Below are 24300 nucleotides of genomic sequence, written 5' to 3'. Positions count from 1 at the left end.
GATTTTAAGCCTTCCCGGGCGAAACTGCCGCACGACTGTCCTTGCGGAGCCTGCCTCCTTCGAAGCAGAAAATCCAAACTTCGGGCGCAGCGAGATGAAATGGCGGCGGAAGCTGTCAGGGATGGAGCATTCTCCCCAATGGCGAAGAAACCCAAATTTCTGGCGCTCGAATCCTTGCGCGGGTTCGCAGCCCTTGCCGTTGTTCTGCACCATTTCCGTTACGGCAGCCTGCTGAGCGAAAACGCCTTCATCCGGCACGGCTACCTTATGGTCGACTTCTTCTTCGTGCTCAGCGGCTTCGTCATCGCTCTCAATTATGCCAACAGATTGTCGAGCCCCGCGGATCTGGCAAGCTTCCAGCGCCGGCGGTTCTGGCGCCTCTATCCGCTTCACCTGTTCACGCTGCTGGTTTTCCTCGGCATAGAGTGTCTCAAATACGTCTTTGAACAGAAGACCGGCATCGTTTCCAACAACCCTGCCTTCGTCGTGTCCGATGCAAAGGCATTCCTTGCCAACCTCTTTCTGCTACAGGGCGTGGTTTTGCCGGAGCTCGGGTTCAATATCCCGAGCTGGTCCATCTCTGTCGAATTCTGGACCTATCTGATCTTCGCCTTGGCCATGGGCCCCCTGCGGCTACGCATGCGGTGGTGCCTTGTTCTGGCGAGTGGCGCCGCCATCATCCTGCTCGCATTGGAGGGAGGGCGGCTCGAAACCGATCCGGTGTTTGCGATCATCCGCTGCATTTTTTCGTTTTTCCTGGGGGCGTGGGCCGCGTCGCTCAACGTCCGGTTTCCCCAAAAAGCGGCAACACCGACGGCTGCGGCGGCGCTGGTGCTCGTCGCTTCGGCAATCTGGGGTCTCGGCGGTAGCCGTGCAGAGATCCTCCTGCCACCTCTTTTCGCGTTGGCGGTGGTGGCCGTTGCCAACCTGCAGGAGCACGCCGGTCTGCGCCGTTTTCTCGAATGGCCGTTCTTCGTCTGGCTGGGCACCATCAGCTACAGCGTGTACCTGACCCATTCCATTGTCGGTTGGGTGGTCACCCAGGGTCTGCGCTTCGGCTTGAAGCTTCCGACCCATGTCGCTTCCGATGGGGACACGGTTCTGACGCTCGGCCAAGGGTTTGGGACGCTGGTGACGCTCGTCGCGATGGCGGGGGTGCTGGCTGTCTCGTGTCTGACCTATCGTTTTATCGAGAGACCGTTTCTGTCGGGCTGGCCTTTCGGGGCAAGGGCGGTCGCGCCGCGCAACGGTTAGAAAAGCTTGATCTTGGGCGGAAGCCCCATTGTCTGCTGAAGCCATTGTGGCCGCAGCGCGGCGGGTGCTCACGACGAAAAGCCGCAGCCTGTGGGCGATTGCGGCTCGCTTGCGATCGCTGTAAAAGGCCGCAGTCATGTAGTCGCCAGCTTGCCCGCGAATATCGCGCGCTGATCGATAGCCTCAAACGAGAAGAACATCATGCATTTCACTATCCGGACACTCGCGTCGGCGGCGGTTTCACTCGGTCTGTTGCTCGGCGGTGCGTCCTACGCTTTCGCCGGCAAGGCTCACGTGGTTCTCGACGCGCAGACCGGCACGGTTCTCGAGGCCGACAATGCTGATGTGCTCAACTATCCCGCGTCGCTGACCAAGATGATGACGCTCTATCTGGCGTTCGAGGCGCTTCAGAACGGCACGCTGACCTGGGATCAACGGCTGACCATGTCGGAAAATGCCAATGGCAAGGAGCCCTTCAAGCTGGCCGTCGGCGTCGGCCGCACTGTTTCCGTCCGCGAAGCGGTCATGGGCATGATCGTGCTGTCGGCCAATGATGCTGCCGTTGCCATTGGCGAACAACTGGCCGGCACGGAAGCGGGTTTTGCCAAGGTGATGACCGGGAAGGCGCACCAGCTCGGCATGGCCAGCACCGTGTTCAAGAATGCCAACGGCCTGCCCGACCCGGAGCAGGTGACGACCGCACGCGACATGGCGACGCTCGGCATTGCCCTCATGCGCGACTTCCCGGAAGAGTTCGCGCTGTTTTCGAACCGCACGATCGAATTCCGGGGCATGAAGCTTCGCGGCCACAACAACGTGATGAACCGCTATGCCGGAGCGGACGGCATCAAGACCGGCTACACCACCGCATCGGGCTACAACGTCGTCACCTCGGCGACACGCGACGGCAAACGCCTCGTCGGCGTCGTCATGGGCGGCGAGACCGCCGAAAAGCGCGACAACCAGATGATGGGCCTGCTCGACAAATACTTCCCGGCCGCGAGCGACACGCTTTCGTCCGCAAGCACCGTCGAGCCGGCTGCGGCTGGAACGACGAAGACCAACTGACCAACGCGGTAGCACGATTTCGGTCCATGCGAGGCTGACGCGCGCTCGCGTGGTTGCCGACAACAAGCGCCTCCTCTTCCGCGGCGACCACTCCAGACGATCCGACCGCGCCTGAAATGCGACGAGCGCCCGGCAATTCCTCCTCCAGGAGGAAATGCCGGGCGCCCGTGATGTTGCCGGCCGTGGGCCTGGCTTACGCGGCTCTCTTGTCCTCGTGGCTGGTGGGCGTCACCATGGCCGAGATGATCGTCGGCAGGTCGAGCGCGCCGATCGGGCGGCCGTTCTCGTCGACGACATGGGCCGCGTTGACGTGGGCGCCGGTCATGGCGCGGGCTGCCGATTCCAGCACCGTGCCCATCGTTAGCGGCAGGCCTTCCGGGTTGCCGGAAAACGGCCGCATGATCGTCTCGACATTGATGACGCGCCCGCGGTTCACTTCCTTGACGAAGGCGGTGATGTAGTCGTCGGCCGGCGACAGCACGATCTGCTGGCCCGTTCCCTGCTGCACGACCCGGCCATCGCGCAGGATGGCGATCTTGTCGCCGAGCCTGAGCGCCTCGTCGAGATCGTGGGTGATGAAGACGACGGTCTTCTTCAACTCCTTCTGCAGGTCGAGAAGCACGCTCTGCATGTCGACGCGGATCAGCGGATCGAGCGCCGAATAGGCTTCGTCCATCAACAGGATGTCGGCATCGTTGGTGAGTGCCCGGGCTAGTCCGACGCGCTGCTGCATGCCGCCGGAAAGCTGGTTCGGATAATGGTTCTCGAAGCCCTTGAGGCCGACACGCTCGATCCAGCCGCGCGCGCGCTTTTCGCTTTCCGCCTTGCCGACGCCCTGGATCTCCAGGCCGTAGACGGTGTTGTCGAGAACGGTCCGGTGCGGCAAAAGGGCGAATTTCTGGAACACCATCGCCGTCTTGTGGCGGCGGAATTCGCGCAGGTCGTTGTCGCTCATCTTGCAGACGTCGACGCCGTCATAGAGGACTTCGCCGGCGGTCGGGTCGATCAGCCGGTTGATGTGGCGGATCAGCGTCGACTTGCCCGAACCCGACAGCCCCATGACCACCATCACGCCGCCGGCCGGCATCGAGATGTTGATGTCCTGCAGACCGAGCACGTGGCCGTGTTTCTCGTTGAGTTCCGCCTTGCCCAGGCCCCGCTTGACCGCATCGACATAGTCGCCGCCATTGGGGCCGAAGATCTTGTAGAGGTTTTTCACCTCGATCGCGTGACTAGCCATGGATAACCTCCGAATGCTTCTGCAGCCGCCTGCCGAAGGCCTGGCTGGTACGGTCGAAAATGATGGCGATACCGACAAGGGCGAAGCCGTTGAGGAAACCGACGGTGAAGAACTGGTTGGCGATCGCCTGCAGCACGTTCTTGCCGAGGCCTCCGACGCCGATCATCGATGCGACGACGACCATCGCCAGCGACATCATGATGGTCTGGTTGATGCCGGCCATGATGGTGGGCAGCGCCAGCGGCATCTGCACGTTCTTGAGCTTCTGCCAGGCCGAAGAGCCAAAGGCGTCGGCGGCTTCCAGCACTTCCTGGTCGACGAGGCGAATGCCGAGATTGGTGAGCCGGATCATCGGCGGCACGGCATAGATGACAACGGCGATCAGGCCCGGAACCTTGCCGATGCCGAAAATCATCACCACCGGGATCAGGTAGACGAAGCTCGGCATCGTCTGCATCACGTCGAGCACCGGATTGACGATCGACTGCACCCGGTCCGATCGGGCCATCAGAATGCCGATCGGAATGCCGATCAGGATCGAGATCAGCGTGCAGACGGTGACCATCGCCAGCGTGATCATCGTGTCGTTCCACAGGCCGACGAGGCCGATGGCGATCATCGACAGCGCCGTGCCGATCGTGATGTTGACGTTGCGGCTGCCGAGATAGACGACAGCCACCATGAGCACGAGGATGACGATCCACGGCGAACCGACGAACAGGCTTTCGAGATAGTTCAAAAACCATTGAAGCGGCTGCACGACCGTGTCGATGGCGTCGCCATAGGAGCGGACGAAACCTTTGAAACCATCGTCGATGGTCTTGCGAGCCAGGCGGATCGTTCCGTCGTCAATGGCAGGGAACTTGCAGAGCAACGCTGGCAAGACACTGCAGATGGATGCCATATTTTTCCCCTTCTTGGCCTGAAGTTTTATGACGCCGACTGCGTTTTCAGACCGGTCTTGCCGATCCTTGCGCAGACTTAGCGGGTGACCTCTTTGGGTCCCGGCGTGAGGAATGTGACAGCGGAACGTGACGCCCGCTTTACTGAATGCGACGCGAACTGAGCCCGTTCGTCGCCCGGAGCATCGGTCGCCACGTCCGGCAATCTTTCCGGCGGGCGAAGACGCCGATGCAGGCGACCGCTTTTCATGCGGGCGCCTGCATCATCAGCCCAGAATCAGAGCGCGGCCTTGACCTTTTCGGCCACGTCGGGTGCGACCCACTGGGTCCACATGTCGGGGAACTCCGCGAGGAAGTGCTTTGCCGCATCCTCGTTCGTGCCCTGGTTCTCATCCATCCAGGCGAGAACCTTGTTGACGGTGCCGTTGTCCCATTTGCGCGCCTTGACATAGTCCATGGCGACGCCGGCCTTTTCGGCGAAGGACTTGGTCACGACAGTGAAGACGTCAGAGACCGGGTAGGAATTGACCTTGGGGCTCGGGCAATCCGGAACGGCCGAGCAGGCGTCCCATTCCTTCTTGTCGTGATCGACGCCGAAGGAGAGGCGGGTCATCTCGTACTTGCCGAGGATGGCGGTCGGCGCCCAGTAGTAACCGAGCCAGCCGGTCTTCTTGGCAAAGGCATTGGCGATCGAGCCGTCGAGGCCGGCCGCAGAACCCGTGTCGATCAGCTGGAATCCGAGCTTTTCAGCATCGATCGCCTTGTAGAGGTTGGCGGTCGAAACCTGGCAGTTCCAGCCCGACGGGCAATTGTGAATGGCGGCCTTGGACGGATCTTCCGGTGCCGGGAACAGGTCCGGGTGCTTGAGCGCGTCCTGCACCGTCTTGATGTCGGGGTTGGCATCGGCGAGGAATTTCGGGATCCACCAGCCTTCGACGCCGCCTTCGCTGAGGATCTTGGCGGCCTCGATCAGCCGGCCTTCCTTGATGGCCGCGTCGAGCGGCGTGCGAACGGCGTTGACCCACAGTTCCGGCGCCATGTCCGGCTGGGCCTTTTCGTTCATGGAGGCAAAGGTGGGCATGGTGTCGCCGGTGACCAGCGTCACGGTGCAACCGTACCCGTTTTCCAGAATGAACTTGTCCACGTGAGCGGCAACGCCCGCAGACGCCCAGTTCATCTCGGCAATGCTGACTTCACCGCATTCCGCGGCCTGCGCGGAACCCGCCAGGGCGTAAAGACCCGCGGCGAGAATGGTGGAAGCGAGGAGTTTCTTCATGTTGCAAGACCTCCCAGTCTTTAACTGCAGCCAACGTTCCAACGGGCGTCATCGGGACATCGTGCATCCCGGTCACCCGAACCAAATGAGCAGCCTGGGGTTCGGCATAAGACAAGCCAAGGGTAGCCCCTACTGCGGCGGTCTGGGAGTTTGTTCTGGTCCTGACCGCGGAACCCTGTCGCCGGCCGGATCTCCTCTGTACCGCGTTGCAAGCCTAAGTATTCTCGTTGGGAAATCAACCTCTTGAATCGGAAAACGGCCGAGCCTGGCTGGCCGCGGCGTCTGTCTGCGACATGACAGATGGAGATTTTTTTGGCTTCGGAGGTCCCAAATTTCAGCATTTGCGACAATTAGTGCCGCAAAATATAGCGGTCGCCGCAATGCTCATTTTTGATCTGTTGCAATCAGGACTTTTCCTGTCGTGAATGCGGCACCGGTACTTTCCGTATATGTCGCGAAAAAAACTCAAAAAAAGCCGCGATTCATCTTTCGTTAAATCCTCGATAACCATCCGGTAACGATGTCCGGCTAATTGTTGTTGCGCGGCGGGAAACTGCCGCCGGCCCGGATCAAGGTAGTGCGTCCCGGGTTTGAGCGAGCCTTCGGTGTGTTTTTCCGGAGTGACCAGCGTTTTTTGGAAGCCGCATCCCTCGATAGGAGGTCGATGCGGTTTTCGCGTTTACAGCCCGCGTTTTCCTGGTCATCCGGCGAAAAAAAACCGCCTCCACGAGGGGAGACGGCTGGAGGAGAAGGCGTTGGCTGCTGGAATGCAAAGCCGTGGCCGATAGGGGCCCGATCCGCGGGCCGAGTGGGTCAGCCGACGTTGGACGTGCGGATGAAGCCGAGCGGTCCGAAGGGAGCGTCGAGAACGACGTTGCGAACGCGCGACTGGCCGGCCAGTGCCTTGGAATTCCAGGCGATCTGAACGAAATTTGCTTTGCTGAAAATGTACAGCATGGACATGGACCTTGAGAGGCCGGACGTCTGTTGTCCGGTGTGGGTTTCGGTGGCGCTGATATAGGCTCGCGCCTCGCGAAACTGAATGCCAAACTCGTCACAGGATGTCGCATTTACGCTGGTTTCGGAGAGAAACTCGACAAGCTCGATAAGCGACCGAAACAGACTGTCATCGACGCGCCGCAAATGCGGCGAAATCGTGTCAAAACAGCTCTTTGCCGGCGATCAATTCGGTGTTACCGGTGGCCACATGACACGCAAGATCATGCTGCAGGGAACCGGCTCGGATGTCGGAAAATCGGTATTGGTGGCGGGCCTCTGCCGGCTCGCCTCCAATCGCGGGTTGAAGGTCAGGCCGTTCAAGCCGCAGAACATGTCGAACAATGCCGCCGTGTCGGATGACGGCGGCGAAATCGGCCGGGCACAATGGCTGCAGGCGCTGGCCGCCCGCGTGCCGTCTTCGGTGCACATGAACCCGGTGCTCTTGAAGCCGCAGTCGGATGTCGGCAGCCAGATCGTCGTGCAGGGCAAGGTTGCCGGTCAGGCCAGGGGGCGGGAGTATCAGGCGCTGAAGCCGAAGCTGCTCGGCGCTGTGATGGAAAGCTTCGAGCAGATTTCAGCCGGCGCCGATCTCGTCGTGGTTGAGGGTGCCGGTTCGCCGGCCGAAATCAATCTGAGGGCGGGCGACATCGCCAATATGGGTTTTGCGACGCGCGCCGAAGTGCCTGTTGTCCTCGTCGGCGATATCGACCGCGGCGGCGTCATCGCCTCGCTGGTGGGGACCCACGCGATCCTGCCCGACGAGGATCGACGCATGGTGTCGGGTTATCTGATCAACAAGTTCCGTGGTGACGTCACGCTGTTCGACGACGGCATCGCCGCTATCGGCCGCTACACCGGTTGGCCCTGTTTCGGCGTGGTACCGTGGCTGAAGGCGGCCGGGCGGTTGCCGGCCGAGGATTCGGTCGTGCTTGAAAAGCTGGCGCGCGGCGAAGGGCGGGCGCTCAAGATCGCCGTGCCGGTGCTGTCGAGAATTGCCAATTTCGACGATCTCGATCCACTCGCGGCCGAACCGGAGGTCGATCTCGTCTTCGTCAAGCCAGGCAGCCCGATCCCCGCCGATGCCGCGCTCGTCGTCATCCCCGGCTCGAAATCGACCATCGGCGATCTCAAGGATTTCAAGGTCCAGGGTTGGGACGAGGATCTCAGGCGCCATGTGCGGCGCGGCGGCCGGGTGATCGGCATCTGCGGCGGCTACCAGATGCTGGGCGCGCGCGTCACCGATCCGCTCGGCATCGAGGGCAGCGAACGGGAAATCGCGGGGCTCGGACTGCTCGACGTCGAAACCGAGATGGCGCCGGAAAAGACCCTGCGTAACAGCCGGGCCTGGTCGCTGGAACACGATGTGGCGCTTGAAGGCTACGAGATCCATCTGGGAAAGACCACAGGCGCTGACTGCGACCGGCCGTCGGTCCGCATCGGTGGCCGCATCGACGGTCGCGCTGACGGCGCCCTTTCGACCGATGGCCGGGTGATGGGCACCTACCTGCACGGGCTGTTTTCCAGTGACGCCTATCGCGCCGCCCTGCTTAAAAGCTTCGGCATCGAGGGCGGTATCGGCAACTATCGCCAGTCGGTCGATACGGCGCTGGACGATGTCGCGGCCGAACTCGAAGCCGTGCTTGATCGGAAGTGGTTGGACGGACTGCTCGGCCGGTAGTGCGATATTTCATCATTGAGCCGGGTCGCGGTTGAAACCGGTGCGTGGCGCGCCGTAGAATGTCGCAAAAGCGCGAGGCCGTGCGGAAAAATCCGCATCCGCTGCACTGCCTAATTCCTTATATCGGAATCGATGCAAGGATAAAATTATGCAGCAAATTTAAAGTGTTACAGCTTCTGTTGCGTCATCTTTGACGCGCGGCACTGTAGGGAAGGCAGGCGTCCTGATGCGCGACGAAAACGGACGGACCCACTGGGACGACGCCTATGCGTCGAAAGGCGAGGCGGGCGTAAGCTGGTTCGAGGATACGCCCAGCGTCTCGCTCGATCTCATCCGGGGCCGCACGGCGATTGCGGCTTCGTCGCTGATCGACATCGGCGGCGGTGCGTCCCGCCTTGTCGATGCGCTGCTCGGCGAGGGCATGCGCGCGATCACCGTGCTCGATCTATCTCCCGCCGCGCTTGATGCCGCCAAGGCGCGGCTCGGCCCGCGCGGCGACGAGGTGGAATGGATCGCCGCCGACGTGACCGAGTGGAAACCCACCCGATCCTATGACCTCTGGCATGATCGCGCTGCCTTTCATTTCCTGATCGAGCCGGACGATCGCGCCGCCTATATCGACCGGCTCCAAGCGGCGGTGAAGCCGGGCGGCCATGCCATCATCGCCACCTTCGCGCCCGATGGCCCCGAACGGTGCAGCGGCTTGCCGGTCATGCGCTACGACCCGGCGATGCTTGCCGGCCTCATCGGACCGTCCTTCCGGCTTGTGGAGGAGCGCCGGCATATGCACACGACCCCCTGGGGCTCCACCCAGGCCTTTCAGTTCAGCGTGCTGCAACGGGTGGCGCGGTAGCGCGACTGCATAATTCCTTAAATCGGAATCGATTGAAGGAGAGAATTATGCAGCGAGTTTAAAGAGTGCAGCGTCCTTAGCGCGTCATACTTGACGCGTGGCGCTGTAGCGTCGCTCAAGGGTTCTGCACCGCGTCCTGCCGGAGCAAATGAAAACCGGAAAATTGTGCCATTCGGCACCAAATGTGGCCGGCGCGACTGCATGGTTCCTTAAATCCTAGCCGATCTAGGGGTGTTACAGCGACCTTTGCGCGTCTGATAAGGCGCGCGGCGCTGTCGTTTTTGGCCCGAAGCGGTTGCAGGCGCTTGAGAGGACAATGCTCAAGGGGGCTCACCGCACCTGCGAGAACGTGAAAGCCCTGTCCCCGTGATGCCATATGAACTCATTTTCCTTGGCGCCAAGTCCGCCGGGGTTTCGTAGCACCACGCCGCAGAGGTTCGTGGTTTTGCGCCACAGGAAGCAAACCTCGTCTCCCTCAAATCTGATCTCGACGTCGGCCATGCGACCACCACCCATGGAGGCCCAGCCTCCCGACAGGGTGGCTATGCCCTCAGCTGAAATGACAGCCTCGTGTTCCTCGCCTGAGTCCAACACACGTCCACGCAGCCGATGTCCCAGGAACAGCGAACGGACTTCGCCGGCTGTCAGCTTGTTCCTGCTGCCGAAGTCGTTGCTCGTCAAAGTCTCAGGCACACCCGCCAGGCGGAGCCCCTGGTAGAACCGAGCGCTGTCCTCCGGCCTCGCAAGGTCCAGCGGCGGGGAGGTTGAGATGGTGGCCGCAATTCCACCGCGTCCGACTTGAAGTGCGTTGAAACGGGCGACTGCGGCCTCGGCTTCCGCTCGGCGACCGAGGTGCCCGCAGGCCGCGGCAAGAAGCAGGAAGGAACCGTCATGCTGAGGATTGAGTTTGATGCTGCTCTTCGCGGCCGCCGCTGCCGCCTCGAAATTCTGCAGGCTGAACTCCGTCAATCCGAGGACGTAGATGAAGAACGACGGGGAGTGCGGGTCGAGGCGGATTGCAGTGCGGATATAGGGCATGGCCTCCACCGGGCGGCCGGCGGAGGTGAGGACGAATGCCATCAGCGCGTAGCTCCAGGAATCTCCGGGTTCGAGCGTGATGGCTTCCTTGAGGTCGGCGAGCGCCGAGGGGTGCTGCCAGTCGGCTACGGACAGGAGTCCGGCCGCCTGATGGGCCAGCGCCGTTTTGTGCTTCGGTGCGGTCCGCAGAAACTGCGTCGCCTTGGCTCTCGCTTCGAACCGCGAGATACCCAATTGGTAGTGCCAACGCCACAGGTAGATGCGTGCGTAGACCATGGCCGCCGCTCCGTAAGCGCGGCCATACGCAGGATCGAGCGCAATCGCCTGCTCGAAATAGGGCACCGCCTTTGCGAAGTCTTCGGGAGTCGTGCGTCGGTGATGCTCCCAGCCGCGCAGGAACGCATCGAACGCCGCCGGGACCGTCGTTTCCTTGCGCCCAAAGGCCATCTGCTCGTCGGGATTCAGCCGAAGTGCGAGAGCATCGGCAATCCCGCGCGTCACCTCGTCTTGCAGCGCAAAGACATCGGCGAGTGAACCGTCGAACTTTCCGGCCCAAACGTGTCCTCCGCTGATCGAGTCGATGAGCTGGGCATTGATGCGGAGTTGCTCTCCGGCGCGTTGAACACTGCCTTCGAGGACATATCTGACACCGAGTTCCTCGGACACTTGCCTGGGCGTCACCGCCTTACCCTTGTAGGCGAAGGTCGAGTTGCGCGCGATGACAAACAAACCGGACACCTGGGCCAGCTCGGTGACAAGGCCGTCGGTCATGCCGTCGGCGAAATACTCCTGCTTGGGATCGTCGCTCACGTTGGCAAAAGGGACCACTGCGATCGACGGCCTATCCGGCGGGCTCAGGTCCGAGCGTTGGCTCGTGGCTGCTTCCACGGCCGGCTCCCATGGCCGCCACCAAGCCACACCGCCAGCGACGCCGAGCACCACAGCAAACGTTGCGAGCGCTGCCCGGCGTCTTATGCGGCGTCCCGTCACGGTTGCGCCGTCGGGGCGAGATTTGTCCAGCCAGAGGCGGTAGGTCCGCACCGGCTTTTCGATGTGCTTCAGGCGCTGTTCGCCGAGATAGACGAAACCGACGTCAAGGTGCTTCTCAACTTGATCGTAAGCGGTGCCAGAGATGACTATCCCGCCGGGTTCGGCCAGGCTCTGCAGGCGCTCGGCGATGATGACACCATCGCCTTGGATGTCGTCGCCCTCAACGATAACGTCGCCGAGATTGATGCCGATACGGAATTCCAGCCGGCGCTCATCGACGCCGCGGCTCTCGGACTTCGCGCGCTGCACCTCCACCGCACAGCGGACCGCCTCGACGACACTGTGGAACTCGACCAGTAAGCCGTCGCCCATGGTCTTGATCAACCGCCCGCGATGCGCGGCGATCCTTTGTTCGAACAGGTCGTGCAGATCGGCCTGAAACCGCGCGCAAGTACCCTCCTCGTCGGCTTGGGTGAGTAGTCCATAGCCGGAGACGTCGGCAATCATCACGGCGGCGAGCCTGCGTTCCATTTGCCTTCCGGATAATCGAAACCACTTTGGCGGTTACTTTATCGCAATATCCGCCATTGCTAAAATAAGGTTTGTTTGTTGCGGAGGAACCGTTGCGTAAGCGCGAGTTCGTTTCGCGGGAAATCTCTCCGTGCCCGCAGCGATCAGCGGCCGCTTCTCGGCCAAGGCTGCCTTTGCGCTTCGACGGCGATTGGTGGCATTTGCGACCCAATGCTGGCGAATTGTCGCGTGCCGCATCTCGATGGGTGGCGTGTCGCACGCATCGATTGACTTTGCGACGCCCGCTTCCTAATCATCGGATGTTGGATGGTTTCCCCGGATCGTGGCGATGCGGGGGAATAATTGGGAATGTGACGGATGGACCCAAATCGGGCATCCCTATCGCAGCCGACCCCGCGACTGTAGAACGGTCAGGGTTCGCCATCGGGCTGAAGGCCGGCTTCCTTTCGATTGCATGGGGCAATCAAGGTGGTTTGGAAATCAGTCGGAAAAGCCACTGGCGTGGCTTCGTGATCAGCCGGGTTGGACGCCTCTTCTTCTACGAATCGTCCGCCTTTCACGAAACCGCCCACAGCGCCGCGCGTCGGAGACGACGCGCAAAGGTTCGCTGTGGCACCGGAAAGCGCCGGGAAGGTGAGGCGGGCCGTTCGGGCCCAGGCATCGGTTTTCGCGTTTTTGCGCGGGGCACGATGCAATGGGCTCGTGACGCCGTGAGCCAGGAGACCTGCCGTCCGACAGGGGCATTCCGCCCGAAGGGAAGCCCGCTTCCCACGCCATCACGGAGGTTGTCTTGGCTCATCGACCGTTTCCCGAACGCGCCTGTGGCGCGGTGAAATCCTGTTGCTGCACAAATCTGCCCCTCGTGGCGTAGTGAGGCCGCAACACCCATGAGCAATCCCAATGCGGGGCCGGTTCTGGTCCTCGGCGGCGCCCGTTCCGGCAAATCCAGCTTTTCCGAAAGGCTTGTCGAAGCCTCGGGGCTAAACATGCACTATGTCGCCACCGGCCGTGCCTGGGATGACGAGATGCGAGACCGCATCGACCATCACCGGGCAAGGCGCAGCGAAGGCTGGACGACGCATGAAGAACCGCTCGATCTCGTTTCGCTGCTCGCACACATCGATGACGAGAACCGCGTGGTGCTCGTCGACTGCCTGACGCTGTGGGTCACCAACCTGATGATGGAAGGACGCGACATGGCGGCGGAGTTCGCTGCCCTTGCCGCCTTTCTGCCTGAGGCGCGGGCGCGCCTCATCCTTGTTTCCAACGAAGTCGGCCTCGGCATCGTGCCCGAGAACCGCATGGCCCGCGATTTCCGCGACCATGCCGGTCGGCTTCACCAGATCGTTGCGGAGAAATCCGCGGAAGTTTACTTTGTCGCGGCCGGATTGCCGCTGAAAATGAAGGGTTGATCCATGACCACTGCGAGAGCCAACCACGGCAAGATCCCGGCAACCGTCATCACCGGCTTCCTCGGCGCCGGCAAGACGACGATGATCCGCAATCTGCTGCAGAACGCCGATGGCAAGCGCATCGCGCTGATTATCAACGAGTTCGGCGATCTCGGCGTCGACGGCGACGTGCTGAAGGGCTGCGGCGCGGAAGCCTGCTCGGAGGACGACATCATCGAGCTCACCAATGGCTGCATCTGCTGCACGGTTGCCGATGATTTCATCCCGACCATGACCAAGCTGCTCGAGCGCGAAAATCGCCCCGATCACATCATCATCGAAACCTCGGGTCTGGCGCTGCCGCAGCCGCTGATCGCCGCCTTCAACTGGCCGGATATCCGCAGTGAGGTGACCGTCGATGGCGTTGTGACGGTGGTCGACAGTGCTGCTGTCGCCGCCGGCCGATTTGCCGACGACCATGACAAGGTCGATGCGCTGCGCGTCGAGGACGACAATCTCGATCACGAAAGCCCGATCGAGGAACTGTTCGAGGACCAGCTGACCGCCGCCGACCTGATCGTGCTCAACAAGACCGACCTGATCGATGCGTCCGGCCTGAAGGCCGTGCGCGACGAGGTTTCTTCGCGCACCAGCCGCAAGCCGACGATGATCGAGGCAAAGAACGGCGAAGTGGCCGCTGCCATCCTGCTCGGCCTCGGCGTCGGCACGGAAAGCGATATCGCCAACCGCAAGTCTCATCACGAGATGGAGCACGAGGCCGGCGAGGAGCATGACCACGACGAATTCGACAGCTTCGTCGTCGAGCTCGGCGCCATCGCCGATCCGGCCGCCTTCATCGATCGCCTCAAGGGCGTGATATCAAAGCATGACGTGCTGCGGCTCAAGGGCTTTGCCGATGTACCGGGCAAGCCGATGCGGCTCCTGATCCAGGCCGTTGGCGCCCGCATCGACCAGTATTACGACCGTGCCTGGGCGAACGGCGAAAAGCGCGGCACACGCCTCGTCGTCATCGGCTTGCACGACATGGATGAAGCTGCGGTGCGCGCGGCCATCACTGCGCTCGCCTAACTCCTTGAAGCAACGCAATTCCAGGAAAACCGCTTCACACTTTTCCTGGAATTGCCTGAACGGACAGAACAATGCATCTGCTTCTCGCCCAGAAGGGAACGATCGCCGACGGCAACGAGGCGATCGACCTGGGGCAAACGCCGGCCGACGTGCTTTTCCTGTCTGCCGCCGACACCGAGCTTTCCTCGATCGCGGCGGCCCATGGTCGCCGCAACGACGGGGCGAGCCTGCGCATCGCCAGTCTGATGAACCTCATGCACCCGATGTCGGTCGACACCTATGTCGAGCGCACGGCACGGCATGCGAAGCTCATCGTGGTCCGGCCGCTCGGTGGCGCCAGCTATTTCCGTTATGTGCTGGAAGCGTTGCATGCCGCCGCCGTCACTCACCGTTTCCAGATCGCGGTGCTGCCTGGCGACGACAAGCCGGATCCCGGCCTCGAGCCGTTTTCGACGGTTGAGGCCGACGACCGCCAGCGCCTCTGGGCCTATTTCACCGAAGGCGGCGCCGACAATGCCGGGCTGTTCCTCGACTATGCCGAGGCGCTGATCTCGGGCGCTGAGAAGCCGCAGCCGGCAAAGCCGCTGCTGAAGGCCGGCATCTGGTGGCCGGGCGCCGGCGTCATCGGCGTCCGGGAATGGCTGCGGTGCGTTCAAGGGGGTGTGGTAGCGGAGGAGGGATTCGAACCCCCGACCGTCGGGATCTGTTTCTATCGCGCCCTAGTCCAGAGCGGCGAGACGCGGCCGGTCGAAGCGCTGATCGATGCGCTGGCTGCAGAAGGCATGCGTGTGCTGCCGCTGTTCGTCTCCAGTCTCAAGGATGCCGTTTCGGTCGGCACGCTGCAATCGGTCTTCGCGGAAGCCGCGCCCGATGTGGTGATGAACGCCACCGGCTTTGCTGTCTCTTCTCCCGGTGCCGACCGGCAGCCGACGGTGCTGGAGTCGACCGGCGCGCCGGTGCTGCAGGTGATTTTTTCCGGCTCGTCGCGGGAGCAGTGGCAGGCATCGCCGCAAGGGCTGATGGCACGCGACCTCGCCATGAACGTCGCCCTGCCGGAGGTCGATGGCCGCATCCTTGCGCGCGCTGTCTCCTTCAAGGCAGCCTCGATCTACGATCCCAAGGTGGAAGCCAATATCGTCGGCCATGATCCGCTTTCCGACCGCGTTCGGTTTGCCGCAAGGCTTGCGGTCAATTGGGCGAAGCTGCGCCGCGCCAGGCCGGCCGAGCGCCGTATCGCCATCGTCATGGCCAATTATCCCAACCGCGACGGCAGGCTCGGCAACGGCGTCGGGCTCGATACGCCGGCGGGCACCGTCGAAGTGCTGCGCTCCATGGCCAGCGAAGGCTATCCCATTGCCGACGTGCCTGAGGATGGCGACGCGCTGATCCGCTTTCTCATGGCCGGGCCGACCAATGCGGCGAGCCGTGACCGCGAGATCCGTGAAGTCATTTCACTCAGCGATTACAAAGCGTTCTTCGATTCACTTCCGAAACAGATTCAGGATGAGATCAGCGACCGCTGGGGTGCGCCGGAAACCGATCCGTTCTTCCTCGACGGCGCCTTCGCGCTGCCGCTCGCCCGCTTCGGCGAGGTCGTCGTCGGCATCCAGCCGGCGCGCGGCTACAACATCGATCCGAAGGAAAGCTACCACTCGCCGGATCTGGTGCCGCCGCACGGCTATCTCGCCTTCTATGCCTTCCTGCGCAATCAGTTCGGAGCGCAGGCCATCGTGCACATGGGCAAACACGGCAATCTCGAATGGCTGCCCGGCAAGGCCTTAGCGCTTTCGGAGACCTGTTATCCCGAGGTGATTTTTGGGCCGCTGCCGCATGTCTATCCCTTCATCGTCAACGATCCCGGCGAAGGCACGCAGGCCAAGCGCCGCACCAGTGCCGTCATCATCGACCATCTGACCCCGCCACTGACCCGGGCGGAATCCTATGGGCCGCTCAAGGACCTGGAAGCGCTGGTTGACGAATATTACGACGCGGCCGGCGGCGATCCGCGCCGGCTCAGGCTCTTGAGCCGGCAGATCCTCGACCTCGTGCGCGACATCGGCCTCGATCACGACGCCGGCATCGACAAGGGCGACAGCGACGACAAGGCGCTGGAAAAGCTCGACGCCTATCTCTGCGACCTCAAGGAAATGCAGATCCGCGATGGCCTGCACATTTTTGGCGTTGCGCCGGAGGGGCGACTGTTAACCGACCTGACGGTGGCGCTGGCGCGCGTGCCACGTGGCCTTGGCGAAGGCGGCGACCAGAGCCTGCAGCGGGCGATCGCCACGGATGCCGGGCTCGGCTTCGACCCGCTCGATTGTGTGATGTCCGATCCCTGGGCTTGCGCACGCCCAGATCTACTTGCCGAAATCTCCGACGCGCCGTGGCGCGCGGCCGGCGATACGGTCGAGCGCATTGAGCTGCTGGCAGCGGCCTTCGTTTGCGGGGAGGCGCCGGCGCCCGAGGGCTGGTCCGCCACCAGCGCCGTGCTTAGCGAGATCGAGGCGCGACTGAAGCCATCGATCGTCAATTCCGGCGCTGCCGAAATGACCGGCTTTCTCCCCGGTCTCGATGGCCGCTTCGTGGCGCCAGGGCCTTCCGGCGCGCCGACCCGCGGCCGTCCCGATGTGCTGCCGACCGGCCGCAATTTCTACTCCGTCGACAGCCGTTCGGTACCGACACCGGCGGCCTACGAACTCGGCAAGAAATCCGCCGAGCTTCTGATCCGCCGCTATCTGCAGGATCACGGCGAGTGGCCGTCTTCCTTCGGTCTGACGGCCTGGGGCACGGCGAACATGCGCACCGGCGGTGACGATATCGCCCGGGCGCTGGGGCTGATCGGCACCAAGCCGGGCTGGGGCATGATCTCGCGCCGGGTGATGGGCTACGAAATCGTGCCGCTGGCGCTGCTCGGGCGGCCGCGTGTCGACGTGACGCTGCGCATTTCCGGCTTCTTCCGCGATGCCTTCCCGGATCAGATCGCGCTGTTCGACAAGGCGATCCGCGCCGTCGGCGCGCTTGAGGAAGACGATGCCGACAACATGATCGCCGCGCGTATGCGCGCCGAGACGCAGCGGCTGGAAGCGGCCGGTGTTGAGGCACAGGAAGCTGCACGCCGCGCCTCCTACCGCGTCTTCGGCGCCAAGCCTGGAGCCTATGGTGCCGGCCTGCAGGCGCTGATCGACGAGAAGGGCTGGGACAGCCAAGCCGATCTCGCCGACGCCTATCTCACCTGGGGCGCCTATGCCTATGGCGCCGGCGAGGAGGGCAAGGCCGAGCGCGACCTGTTCGAGGAGCGGCTGCGCACGATCGAGGCGGTGGTGCAGAACCAAGACAATCGCGAGCACGACCTGCTCGACAGCGACGACTACTACCAGTTCGAAGGCGGCATGAGCCTTGCCGCCCAGCACCTGAGCGGCGCCCGGCCGGCAATCTACCACAACGACCACTCCAGGCCGGAAAAGCCCGTCATTCGCTCGCTGGAAGAGGAGATCGGCCGCGTGGTGCGGGCGCGCGTCGTCAATCCGAAGTGGATCGATGGCGTCATGCGCCACGGTTACAAGGGCGCCTTCGAGATTGCCGCGACGGTCGACTACATGTTTGCCTTTGCCGCGACCACCGGTGCGGTGCGCGACCATCATTTCGAGGCTGCCTACCAGGCCTTCATCGTCGACGAGCGGGTGTCGAGCTTCCTGCGCGACAAGAACCCGGCGGCACTCGCCGAGCTTTCCGAGCGGCTGCTGGAGGCGATCGACCGCAATCTCTGGACCCCGCGCTCGAACTCGGCGCGATTTGAACTGAGCGGCCAGACAAAGGCCGCGACGCGGCTTCGCGCAGGAAATGAATGAGCACCTTCCGGGAAAGCGTGAAACGGCTTTCCGTCCGGAGTTGCGCAAGTGCAAAGAATGAGATCGCGGGCGGTATTACGCCCGCATCCCGCGATAGAATCATAGGATTGAGGAGAAATGTCATGAGCGAAGATGTGGCCAACACGGGTGAGGGCGTTGCCGAGAAGGACGATGCGCGCCATGCCATGAAGATGGCGAAGAAGAAGACGGCGCGCGAAAAGATCATGGCGACCAAGACCGATGAAAAGGGTCTGATCATCGTCAACACCGGCAAGGGCAAGGGCAAGTCGACGGCCGGCTTCGGCATGATCTTCCGCCATATCGCCCATGGCATGCCTTGCGCCGTCGTGCAGTTCATCAAGGGCGCCTGGGAAACCGGCGAGCGCGACCTGATCGAGAAGCATTTCGGCGACGTCTGCCAGTTCTATACGCTCGGCGAAGGTTTTACCTGGGAAACGCAGGACCGCGCCCGCGACGTGGCGATGGCGGAAAAAGCCTGGGAGAAAGCCAAGGAACTGATCCGCGACGAGCGCAATTCGATGGTGCTGCTCGACGAGATCAACATCGCGCTGCGCTACGATTATATCGACGTTGCCGAAGTCGTGCGCTTCCTGAAGGAAGAAAAGCCGCACATGACCCATGTGGTGCTGACCGGCCGCAACGCCAAGGAAGACCTGATAGAGGCCGCCGACCTGGTGACCGAGATGGAACTGATCAAGCATCCGTTCCGCTCCGGCATCAAGGCCCAGAAGGGCGTCGAGTTCTGATGAGCCAGAGCTGGCAGTCTACAGCGCCGCGCGTCCTTGGACGCGCAAAGGCCGCTGTAGCACTTTGAACTCTGCTTGGTTTCGGCCGCCTTCGCTGCCTTGACGGCGGTGTTCGCCAAGGTCGGGGTTGCCCAGATCAACTCCGACTTCGCCACGCTCATCCGCACCGTCGTCATCCTCTTCGTGCTTACGGGCATCGTCGCGGCCACCGGCCAGTGGCAGAAACCCTCGGAAATCCCGGGGCGTACCTGGCTATTCCAGGCGCTCTCCGGCCTTGCCACCGGCGCCTCCTGGCTTGCCTATTTCCGCGCCTTGAAGCTCGGCGATGCGGCGCGGGTGGCGCCGATCGACAAGCTGTCAATCGTCATGGTCGCCATCTCCGGCGTGCTGTTTCTGGGCGAAAAGCTCAACCTGATGAACTGGCTCGGCGCCGTTTTATCGCTGCCGGGGCGCTGCTGCTGGCGGTGTGCCGAACGCGAATTTGTTCCCTGAATGTTCGCCTCAAACAAGCCGTAATCCCGATACACGAAATGGTTGCGGCAAGTGGGAGGACGGCATGCAGGTTGGTGACGATTGGCGCAGGCGCCTTGAAAGGGACTATCTTACCTTTGCAGCCTGGACGACGGCAGCGCTGGTGGCGCTCTGTGTTGCTGTCTACTACCTCGCGACATCGGCTGAGCGCTGCCGTATCGAGCTTGTTGCTCCTTTCCTTAGTATTTTCCCGGCGATGGTTGCGGCGCGGTTGACGATCGCGTTCAGCCGATCTGTTCGCAGCGCCTGGCAGTTGCTGGCGCTTTCCAGTGGGTGTGGTTTCGCCGCGGTTGCCGGCCTGATTGGCGTCTACGTTCTGACCATGTATTTTGCGAGCTGGGACCCGGGTGGATATGCCGTGCCCTATCCAGTGCTGACTCACAACTTTTTGGCATCCCGTCTCCAGGTGCTCGCTGGAGTTGGTGCGCTAATGGCTGGTGCGACCTTGGGGCTATGGCTCCTACGCGAGGGGCGGGACCAAGAACGCAATAGCGCTGTTGGCGAACCGGGGGCAACGACTGCTTCGGTGCTCTCGCCGGTTGCTCCGCACGAGCGCGCGCTCCTTCGCAGTCGCCAACTGCGGGCGGAAGAACACTATTTCTGGCTCTCTGTTCTCGTTGGCCCCGTGGTCGTTATCGTCCCGCTGATATTTCTGGAGATGATCTTCAGTCCGGAAACCGCTCTCGGTGCACCGAAACTGCTGTGGGCAGTGTTAAGATACTACTACGGTGGCACTTACGCCGCGGCGATCAGCGCCGCGCTGGTTCTTGCGCTCGTATCCAATCGTTCACGCTGTTCGGCCTGGCTTGTCGCCTTTTTCGTCGGCTTGCACGTCGGTGCGATATTCACGCTTCTGTTTGACTATGCAGATGATACCGTCAGCAATCAGGCGCTTCTATTGCCTTTCGGTGGCCTTGTTGGCGCCCTGTCAGCTGCCATCTGCACCGTGATCTGGTTTCCCGATCGCCGCGGCCTCGGCGAGCAGAGCACGCAACAGGCTACCTCGGTGCGGGGATTGATGCGCGGCTTGCTGATCGCCGGCTTTGCCGCACCGGCTGCTGCGGCGCTTTCTCACGGTCTTTTCGCCGCGGCCGCATACATGCTTGGCAGCGCGCCGCAGCGGTTCCTCGACAGCGGTATGCAGGTCGGCGCCGCCGAGACATGGCTTTTGAACTACCGGCTCTGGGCGGTCGTGGCTTTGATGACAATGCTGCTCGATCACATTCTCAAGAACAGAGCCGTCCGATCGAGTGTCGCAGTGGTCACCCTCTCGCTCTCAGCCTTTCTCGTCGGAGGTGGGATGGCACATAGCTTGAATGAAGACATCCTGTGGAAGGTCGTGCCGATTTCGGTGACCTCCTTCCTCGTGCTTGGTTTGTCTAGCGTTGTTGCCGGTCTTTCAGCCGTCTTCCTGATCCGCCGGGGCCCCTCGTTCAGTTCGGCCGACGCTGAGAGCGTCGCTGCCTGAGGGCCAGGTATCCGTCAGGCCCACCGGCGGACGCGCTTGCAATAGGCGCCATACGCCTCGCCAAAGGCGCGGGAGAGATGAGATTCCTCCATGCGGATCTGGTAGGAGATCGAGATCCAGGCGGAAAGCGCAAGTGCCACCGAGATAACGTTGGGCACCGCGAGCATGGTGCCGATCAGCGCCATGACCATGCCGACATAGATCGGGTTGCGCGAGAAAGCGTAGAGGCCGGAGGTGACAAGGGGCGCGTCCTGTTCCTCGGGTATGCCGATCTTCCAGGAACTTCGCATCGCCCATTGCGACAGCATCGTCAAGCCGCCACCGAGCGCCATCAGTGCGAGACCGATTGCGGCAATGAGCGGCGTGTCGAGTACCGGGATACGGCCAACGGTGGCATCGACGGATGCGGGAAGGGTGGCAACCGCCAGCAGATGAACCACCAGCGCCGCCACGATGGCCCGAAAGAGCCGGCCGGCAAAGCCTTCCGCATCGTCGCCATAGGTCAGCACCACGGGCGAATGTCCGGACTGCCGGCGACGGAGGATCGCCAGCGCCAGCGTGGAGAAGCCGACCACGAGCATCAGGGCGGCGGGAAGAGTGGTAAGCATCGGAACCTCGGGGCGAGTGAATGACAGGACGACGCTTGCCGGGCAGGCGGTCCCATGCGGTCGCCGCCTGCCCATCGGCGAAGCATTGCGGTACTCTGCAATCTCTAGTGACTAGAGGTTCAAGATGCGGGCTTGCTCGACTTTCGTTTGGGTTCCCGGATTTCCAGCGGCGAGCGCCCGAGGAGAGAAACCCCCGTCGGGCCTTAGGGAGGACACCCCCCCCTCCCGCCATAGCCGCATATTGCCTAGATTTCTCTGTGAAGCCTGTAGGCTACTCTTCCGAGAGTTCTGCTGCTGTCGCCATGACCGCGGCGTTGCCGAACTCGCCATCGGCATACTTGAAAGCAAGGATGCTCATGATCGAGGCGACAATTGCGATGACGACTATACGCATTAGGCATTCTCAGTGTTCGTTGCGTTCTACAGCAACACCCGGCGAAGGCCTTGGTTCCCGCGAGTGGGGCACATTGAGGGCGGCCGAAGCCGCCCTTCTTACGTTACGTTGGATCAGCGAAAGGTCCTGCCGTTCGAGGGCTCGTTCGAATTCTTGCTGGTCGTCACTTGACCCGCACGGTTGCGGCCTGCTGCCAATTCGAGCTGCTTGACCTTAATTGATGGCCGCCTCTCGTCGGACGTCGACGGTACAGCAGCGAAGGCAGAACCCGCCATGGTGAGGGATGCCACTGCGGCGGTAATGATCTTCATTGGTAGTCTCCTAGCATTACAGTTGGTGCGCCGGGAGACCGGCAAGGAGTAGATGGTGCAAGTCCATTACGATGAAGGCATAGCGAGCCACATCGGCCCCGAGCCGTGCGCAGGCATCCGCGAGGGTGTGGGCGAAGCGTCGGTAGGGGAGCATACAGGCCAGCCATTGAGCCGCGAAAGAGTGTTTTCCCGGGCGCCGACGCCGTCAACTGAGCGGAAGGCGACACGGGCGGGTGCGCAATCGCAAGCATCCGTCTGGCCCGGCGTGGTCGCAGACCCTGGCATGTATGGAAGCTCCTTGTACGGGAACCGGGAGATCTCCGGGTCAGCCATGACCCCTTTTGGGACGCATGGTTCGCAGCGGGAAGGCGAGGAGCCGTAGCCGCTGATGCACGACACGGAGAAGTCTGACTTCGGCATAGTAGCTTTGAAGCCGACGAACAAAACCGGGCGACCGGTAGCGGAGTTGGTGGAGCCAAGGCCGGGGACCAAGGGGAACGCGGAACAGCAACGCATTCACCGGACACAGAGCCGGGCGCGCATGTCCCAGTCGCTGGATCGCGTACGGAAAGTCGCAAGGCTAAAGAAAAAGGAACGGTTCACCGCACTTCTCCACCACATCAATGTCGATGCACTTCGGACGGCATTCTACGCGCTCAGGCGCAAAGCTGCCGCTGGCGTGGACGGCATGACATGGCAGGACTACGAGGCAGACCTTGAGCCTCGGCTCAGGGATCTGCAAGCACGAGTCCACAGGGGAGCGTACCGACCGCAACCATCTCGCCGGACGTACATACCGAAGGCGGATGGAAAGCAGCGGCCGCTGGCGATCGCAGCCCTCGAAGATAAAATCGTCCAGGGTGCAACGGTCATGGTACTCAACGCGATTTATGAAGGTGACTTCTGCGGTCTCTCGTACGGGTTCCGACCCGGACGGGGGCCGCACGATGCGTTGGATGCCTTGTCCGTCGCGATCAGCGAGCGGAGAGTGAACTGGATCATGGATGCCGACATCCAAAACTTCTTTGGAGCGGTCAGCCAGGAATGGCTGGTCCGCTTCCTGGAGCATCGGGTCGGCGACAAGCGCATCATTCGTCTGATCCAGAAATGGCTGAAGGCGGGCATCCTCGAAGACGGAGTCGTGATCGTCGATGACAGGGGCACGGGTCAGGGCTCGGTAATCTCACCGCTCCTCGGCAACATCTACCTGCACTACGTTCTCGACCTCTGGGCCAAGCGCTGGAGACGGTGCGAGGCCACCGGCGACATGATCATCGTGCGCTACGCGGACGATGTGGTGGTCGGCTTTGAGCATGAGGACGACGCTCGTCGTTTCCTCGATGCGATGCGTGCGAGGCTTGAGGAGTTCATGCTGTCGCTCCATCCGGACAAGACCCGCCTGATTGAGTTTGGTCGCCGTGCAGCGGCCAACCGCAAGAAGCGCGGGGTCGGAAAACCGGAGACCTTCGATTTCCTGGGGTTTACGTTCATTTGTGGAAAATCACGCCGTGGGAACTTCCTGCTTCAACGGAAGACGCGACGGGATCGCATGCGGACCAAACTTCGGGAGATCAAGGCGGAGCTGCGGCGTCGAATGCACAGCCCGATCCCCGAACAGGGGAGATGGCTGAAGCAGGTGGTGACTGGGCACTTTGCGTACTTCGCGGTCCCGACTAACGGCCGAGCCCTAAATGCGTTTCGGTTCTACATAACCGATCTCTGGAGGCGTGCCCTTCGGCGGCGCAGCCAGCGGAGCGGCCTAACCTGGGATCGCGTAACAGGGCTCACCGATCACTGGCTCCCCAGAGCTCGGATTCTTCATCCATGGCCACAATTGCGTTTTGCCGTCACACACCCGCGGTAGGAGCCGAGTGCGGGAATGCCGCTCGCTCGGATCTGTGCGGGGGGCGCTCAGTAATGGGCGTCCCTACCGCGATCATATTTATCTATGATCTGAATCTATGGGTCTCCATGATTCGGAGGTCATGGATGGCAGGTGCATCAATCGAGACGACGCTTGAGCTTTGGGCATCATCGTTGCGCGACGTGAAGGCTCGCATGCGC

The 24300-nt window shown here is 62.2% G+C and carries 18 protein-coding genes, 1 pseudogene and 1 riboswitch; of the genes and pseudogenes, 11 read left to right on the top strand and 8 right to left on the bottom strand.

The window, feature by feature from the left end:
* The first annotated feature begins 138 nt into the window (after positions 1-138).
* Both AC244_RS33490 and AC244_RS33485 read left to right on the top strand, forming a co-directional pair.
* Positions 139-1254, top strand: a complete 1116-nt coding sequence (locus tag AC244_RS33490) for an acyltransferase family protein (RefSeq protein WP_053253139.1) — start codon at positions 139-141, stop codon at positions 1252-1254.
* Positions 1255-1455: 201 nt separating this feature from the next.
* On the top strand, positions 1456-2322 hold the full coding sequence (locus AC244_RS33485) for a D-alanyl-D-alanine carboxypeptidase family protein (RefSeq protein ID WP_053253138.1): 867 nt from the start codon (positions 1456-1458) through the stop codon (positions 2320-2322).
* Between the two features lie 193 nt (positions 2323-2515).
* Here AC244_RS33485 and AC244_RS33480 read toward each other — a convergent pair whose 3' ends face one another.
* The 4 genes from AC244_RS33480 to AC244_RS37795 form a co-directional block, all read right to left on the bottom strand.
* Positions 2516-3562 carry a quaternary amine ABC transporter ATP-binding protein gene (locus tag AC244_RS33480; RefSeq protein ID WP_053253137.1) on the bottom strand — a complete coding sequence of 349 codons (1047 nt, stop codon included), beginning with the start codon at positions 3560-3562 and terminating at the stop codon, positions 2516-2518.
* Entirely contained in the window at positions 3555-4466 is a 912-nt protein-coding gene (locus AC244_RS33475; RefSeq protein WP_053253136.1) for an ABC transporter permease, read from the bottom strand. The genes AC244_RS33480 and AC244_RS33475 overlap by 8 nt, the downstream gene beginning before the upstream one ends.
* A 275-nt stretch (positions 4467-4741) precedes the next feature.
* Positions 4742-5740 (bottom strand): ABC transporter substrate-binding protein, encoded by a 999-nt coding sequence (locus tag AC244_RS33470; RefSeq protein WP_053253135.1) that lies wholly within the window; start codon positions 5738-5740, stop codon positions 4742-4744.
* A gap of 813 nt (positions 5741-6553) precedes the next feature.
* Positions 6554-6883 carry a hypothetical protein gene (locus AC244_RS37795; RefSeq protein ID WP_053253134.1) on the bottom strand — a complete coding sequence of 110 codons (330 nt, stop codon included), beginning with the start codon at positions 6881-6883 and terminating at the stop codon, positions 6554-6556.
* 64 nt (positions 6884-6947) lie between these two features.
* On the opposite strand from AC244_RS37795, the gene AC244_RS33460 reads away from it, so the two are divergent.
* On the top strand, positions 6948-8417 hold the full coding sequence (locus tag AC244_RS33460) for a cobyric acid synthase (protein ID WP_053253146.1): 1470 nt from the start codon (positions 6948-6950) through the stop codon (positions 8415-8417).
* Between the two features lie 226 nt (positions 8418-8643).
* On the top strand, positions 8644-9270 hold the full coding sequence (locus tag AC244_RS33455; RefSeq protein WP_053253133.1) for a class I SAM-dependent methyltransferase: 627 nt from the start codon (positions 8644-8646) through the stop codon (positions 9268-9270).
* Between the two features lie 330 nt (positions 9271-9600).
* Here AC244_RS33455 and AC244_RS33450 read toward each other — a convergent pair whose 3' ends face one another.
* Positions 9601-11829 carry an adenylate/guanylate cyclase domain-containing protein gene (locus tag AC244_RS33450; RefSeq protein WP_053253132.1) on the bottom strand — a complete coding sequence of 743 codons (2229 nt, stop codon included), beginning with the start codon at positions 11827-11829 and terminating at the stop codon, positions 9601-9603.
* Positions 11830-12119: 290 nt separating this feature from the next.
* Positions 12120-12576, top strand: a riboswitch (cobalamin riboswitch).
* A 140-nt stretch (positions 12577-12716) separates the two neighbouring features.
* Here AC244_RS33450 and cobU point away from each other — a divergent pair.
* The 6 genes and pseudogenes from cobU to AC244_RS33415 all read left to right on the top strand — a co-directional run bounded on the left by cobU (position 12717) and on the right by AC244_RS33415 (position 20923).
* Entirely contained in the window at positions 12717-13241 is a 525-nt protein-coding gene (cobU, locus tag AC244_RS33440; RefSeq protein WP_053253130.1) for a bifunctional adenosylcobinamide kinase/adenosylcobinamide-phosphate guanylyltransferase, read from the top strand.
* 3 nt (positions 13242-13244) lie between these two features.
* The gene (gene cobW / locus AC244_RS33435; protein WP_053253129.1) at positions 13245-14309 is read left to right on the top strand and encodes a cobalamin biosynthesis protein CobW; all 1065 of its coding nucleotides are present in this window, start codon (positions 13245-13247) and stop codon (positions 14307-14309) included.
* Positions 14310-14380: 71 nt separating this feature from the next.
* Positions 14381-18157 (top strand): cobaltochelatase subunit CobN, encoded by a 3777-nt coding sequence (gene cobN / locus AC244_RS33430; protein WP_053253128.1) that lies wholly within the window; start codon positions 14381-14383, stop codon positions 18155-18157.
* Positions 18158-18279: 122 nt separating this feature from the next.
* Complete coding sequence (gene cobO / locus AC244_RS33425; protein WP_053253127.1) at positions 18280-18924, top strand: cob(I)yrinic acid a,c-diamide adenosyltransferase; 645 nt, start codon at positions 18280-18282, stop codon at positions 18922-18924.
* 75 nt (positions 18925-18999) lie between these two features.
* Positions 19000-19391 (top strand): annotated as a pseudogene (locus AC244_RS33420) (EamA family transporter); the annotation flags it as partial.
* Entirely contained in the window at positions 19391-20923 is a 1533-nt protein-coding gene (locus tag AC244_RS33415; protein WP_152976225.1) for a hypothetical protein, read from the top strand. The pseudogene AC244_RS33420 and the gene AC244_RS33415, both read left to right, overlap by 1 nt.
* Positions 20924-20937: 14 nt before the next feature.
* Here AC244_RS33415 and AC244_RS33410 read toward each other — a convergent pair whose 3' ends face one another.
* The 3 genes from AC244_RS33410 to AC244_RS33405 form a co-directional block, all read right to left on the bottom strand.
* Positions 20938-21531: a methyltransferase family protein gene (locus tag AC244_RS33410; protein ID WP_053253125.1), complete on the bottom strand. Its 594-nt coding sequence runs from the start codon at positions 21529-21531 to the stop codon at positions 20938-20940.
* Positions 21532-21802: 271 nt separating this feature from the next.
* Complete coding sequence (locus AC244_RS38695; RefSeq protein ID WP_268750803.1) at positions 21803-21925, bottom strand: hypothetical protein; 123 nt, start codon at positions 21923-21925, stop codon at positions 21803-21805.
* A gap of 113 nt (positions 21926-22038) precedes the next feature.
* The gene (locus tag AC244_RS33405) at positions 22039-22236 is read right to left on the bottom strand and encodes a hypothetical protein (RefSeq protein WP_053253124.1); all 198 of its coding nucleotides are present in this window, start codon (positions 22234-22236) and stop codon (positions 22039-22041) included.
* Between the two features lie 388 nt (positions 22237-22624).
* On the opposite strand from AC244_RS33405, the gene ltrA reads away from it, so the two are divergent.
* Positions 22625-24100 carry a group II intron reverse transcriptase/maturase gene (gene ltrA, locus AC244_RS33400; protein ID WP_053253123.1) on the top strand — a complete coding sequence of 492 codons (1476 nt, stop codon included), beginning with the start codon at positions 22625-22627 and terminating at the stop codon, positions 24098-24100.
* The last annotated feature ends 200 nt before the right edge of the window (positions 24101-24300 follow it).

The sequence above is a fragment of the Ensifer adhaerens genome (genome assembly GCF_001270265.1).
Lineage (GTDB): Bacteria > Pseudomonadota > Alphaproteobacteria > Rhizobiales > Rhizobiaceae > Ensifer > Ensifer adhaerens_B.
Note: the sequence above shows the minus strand (reverse complement) of the source record. Positions and strands in the feature narration are given on the sequence as shown.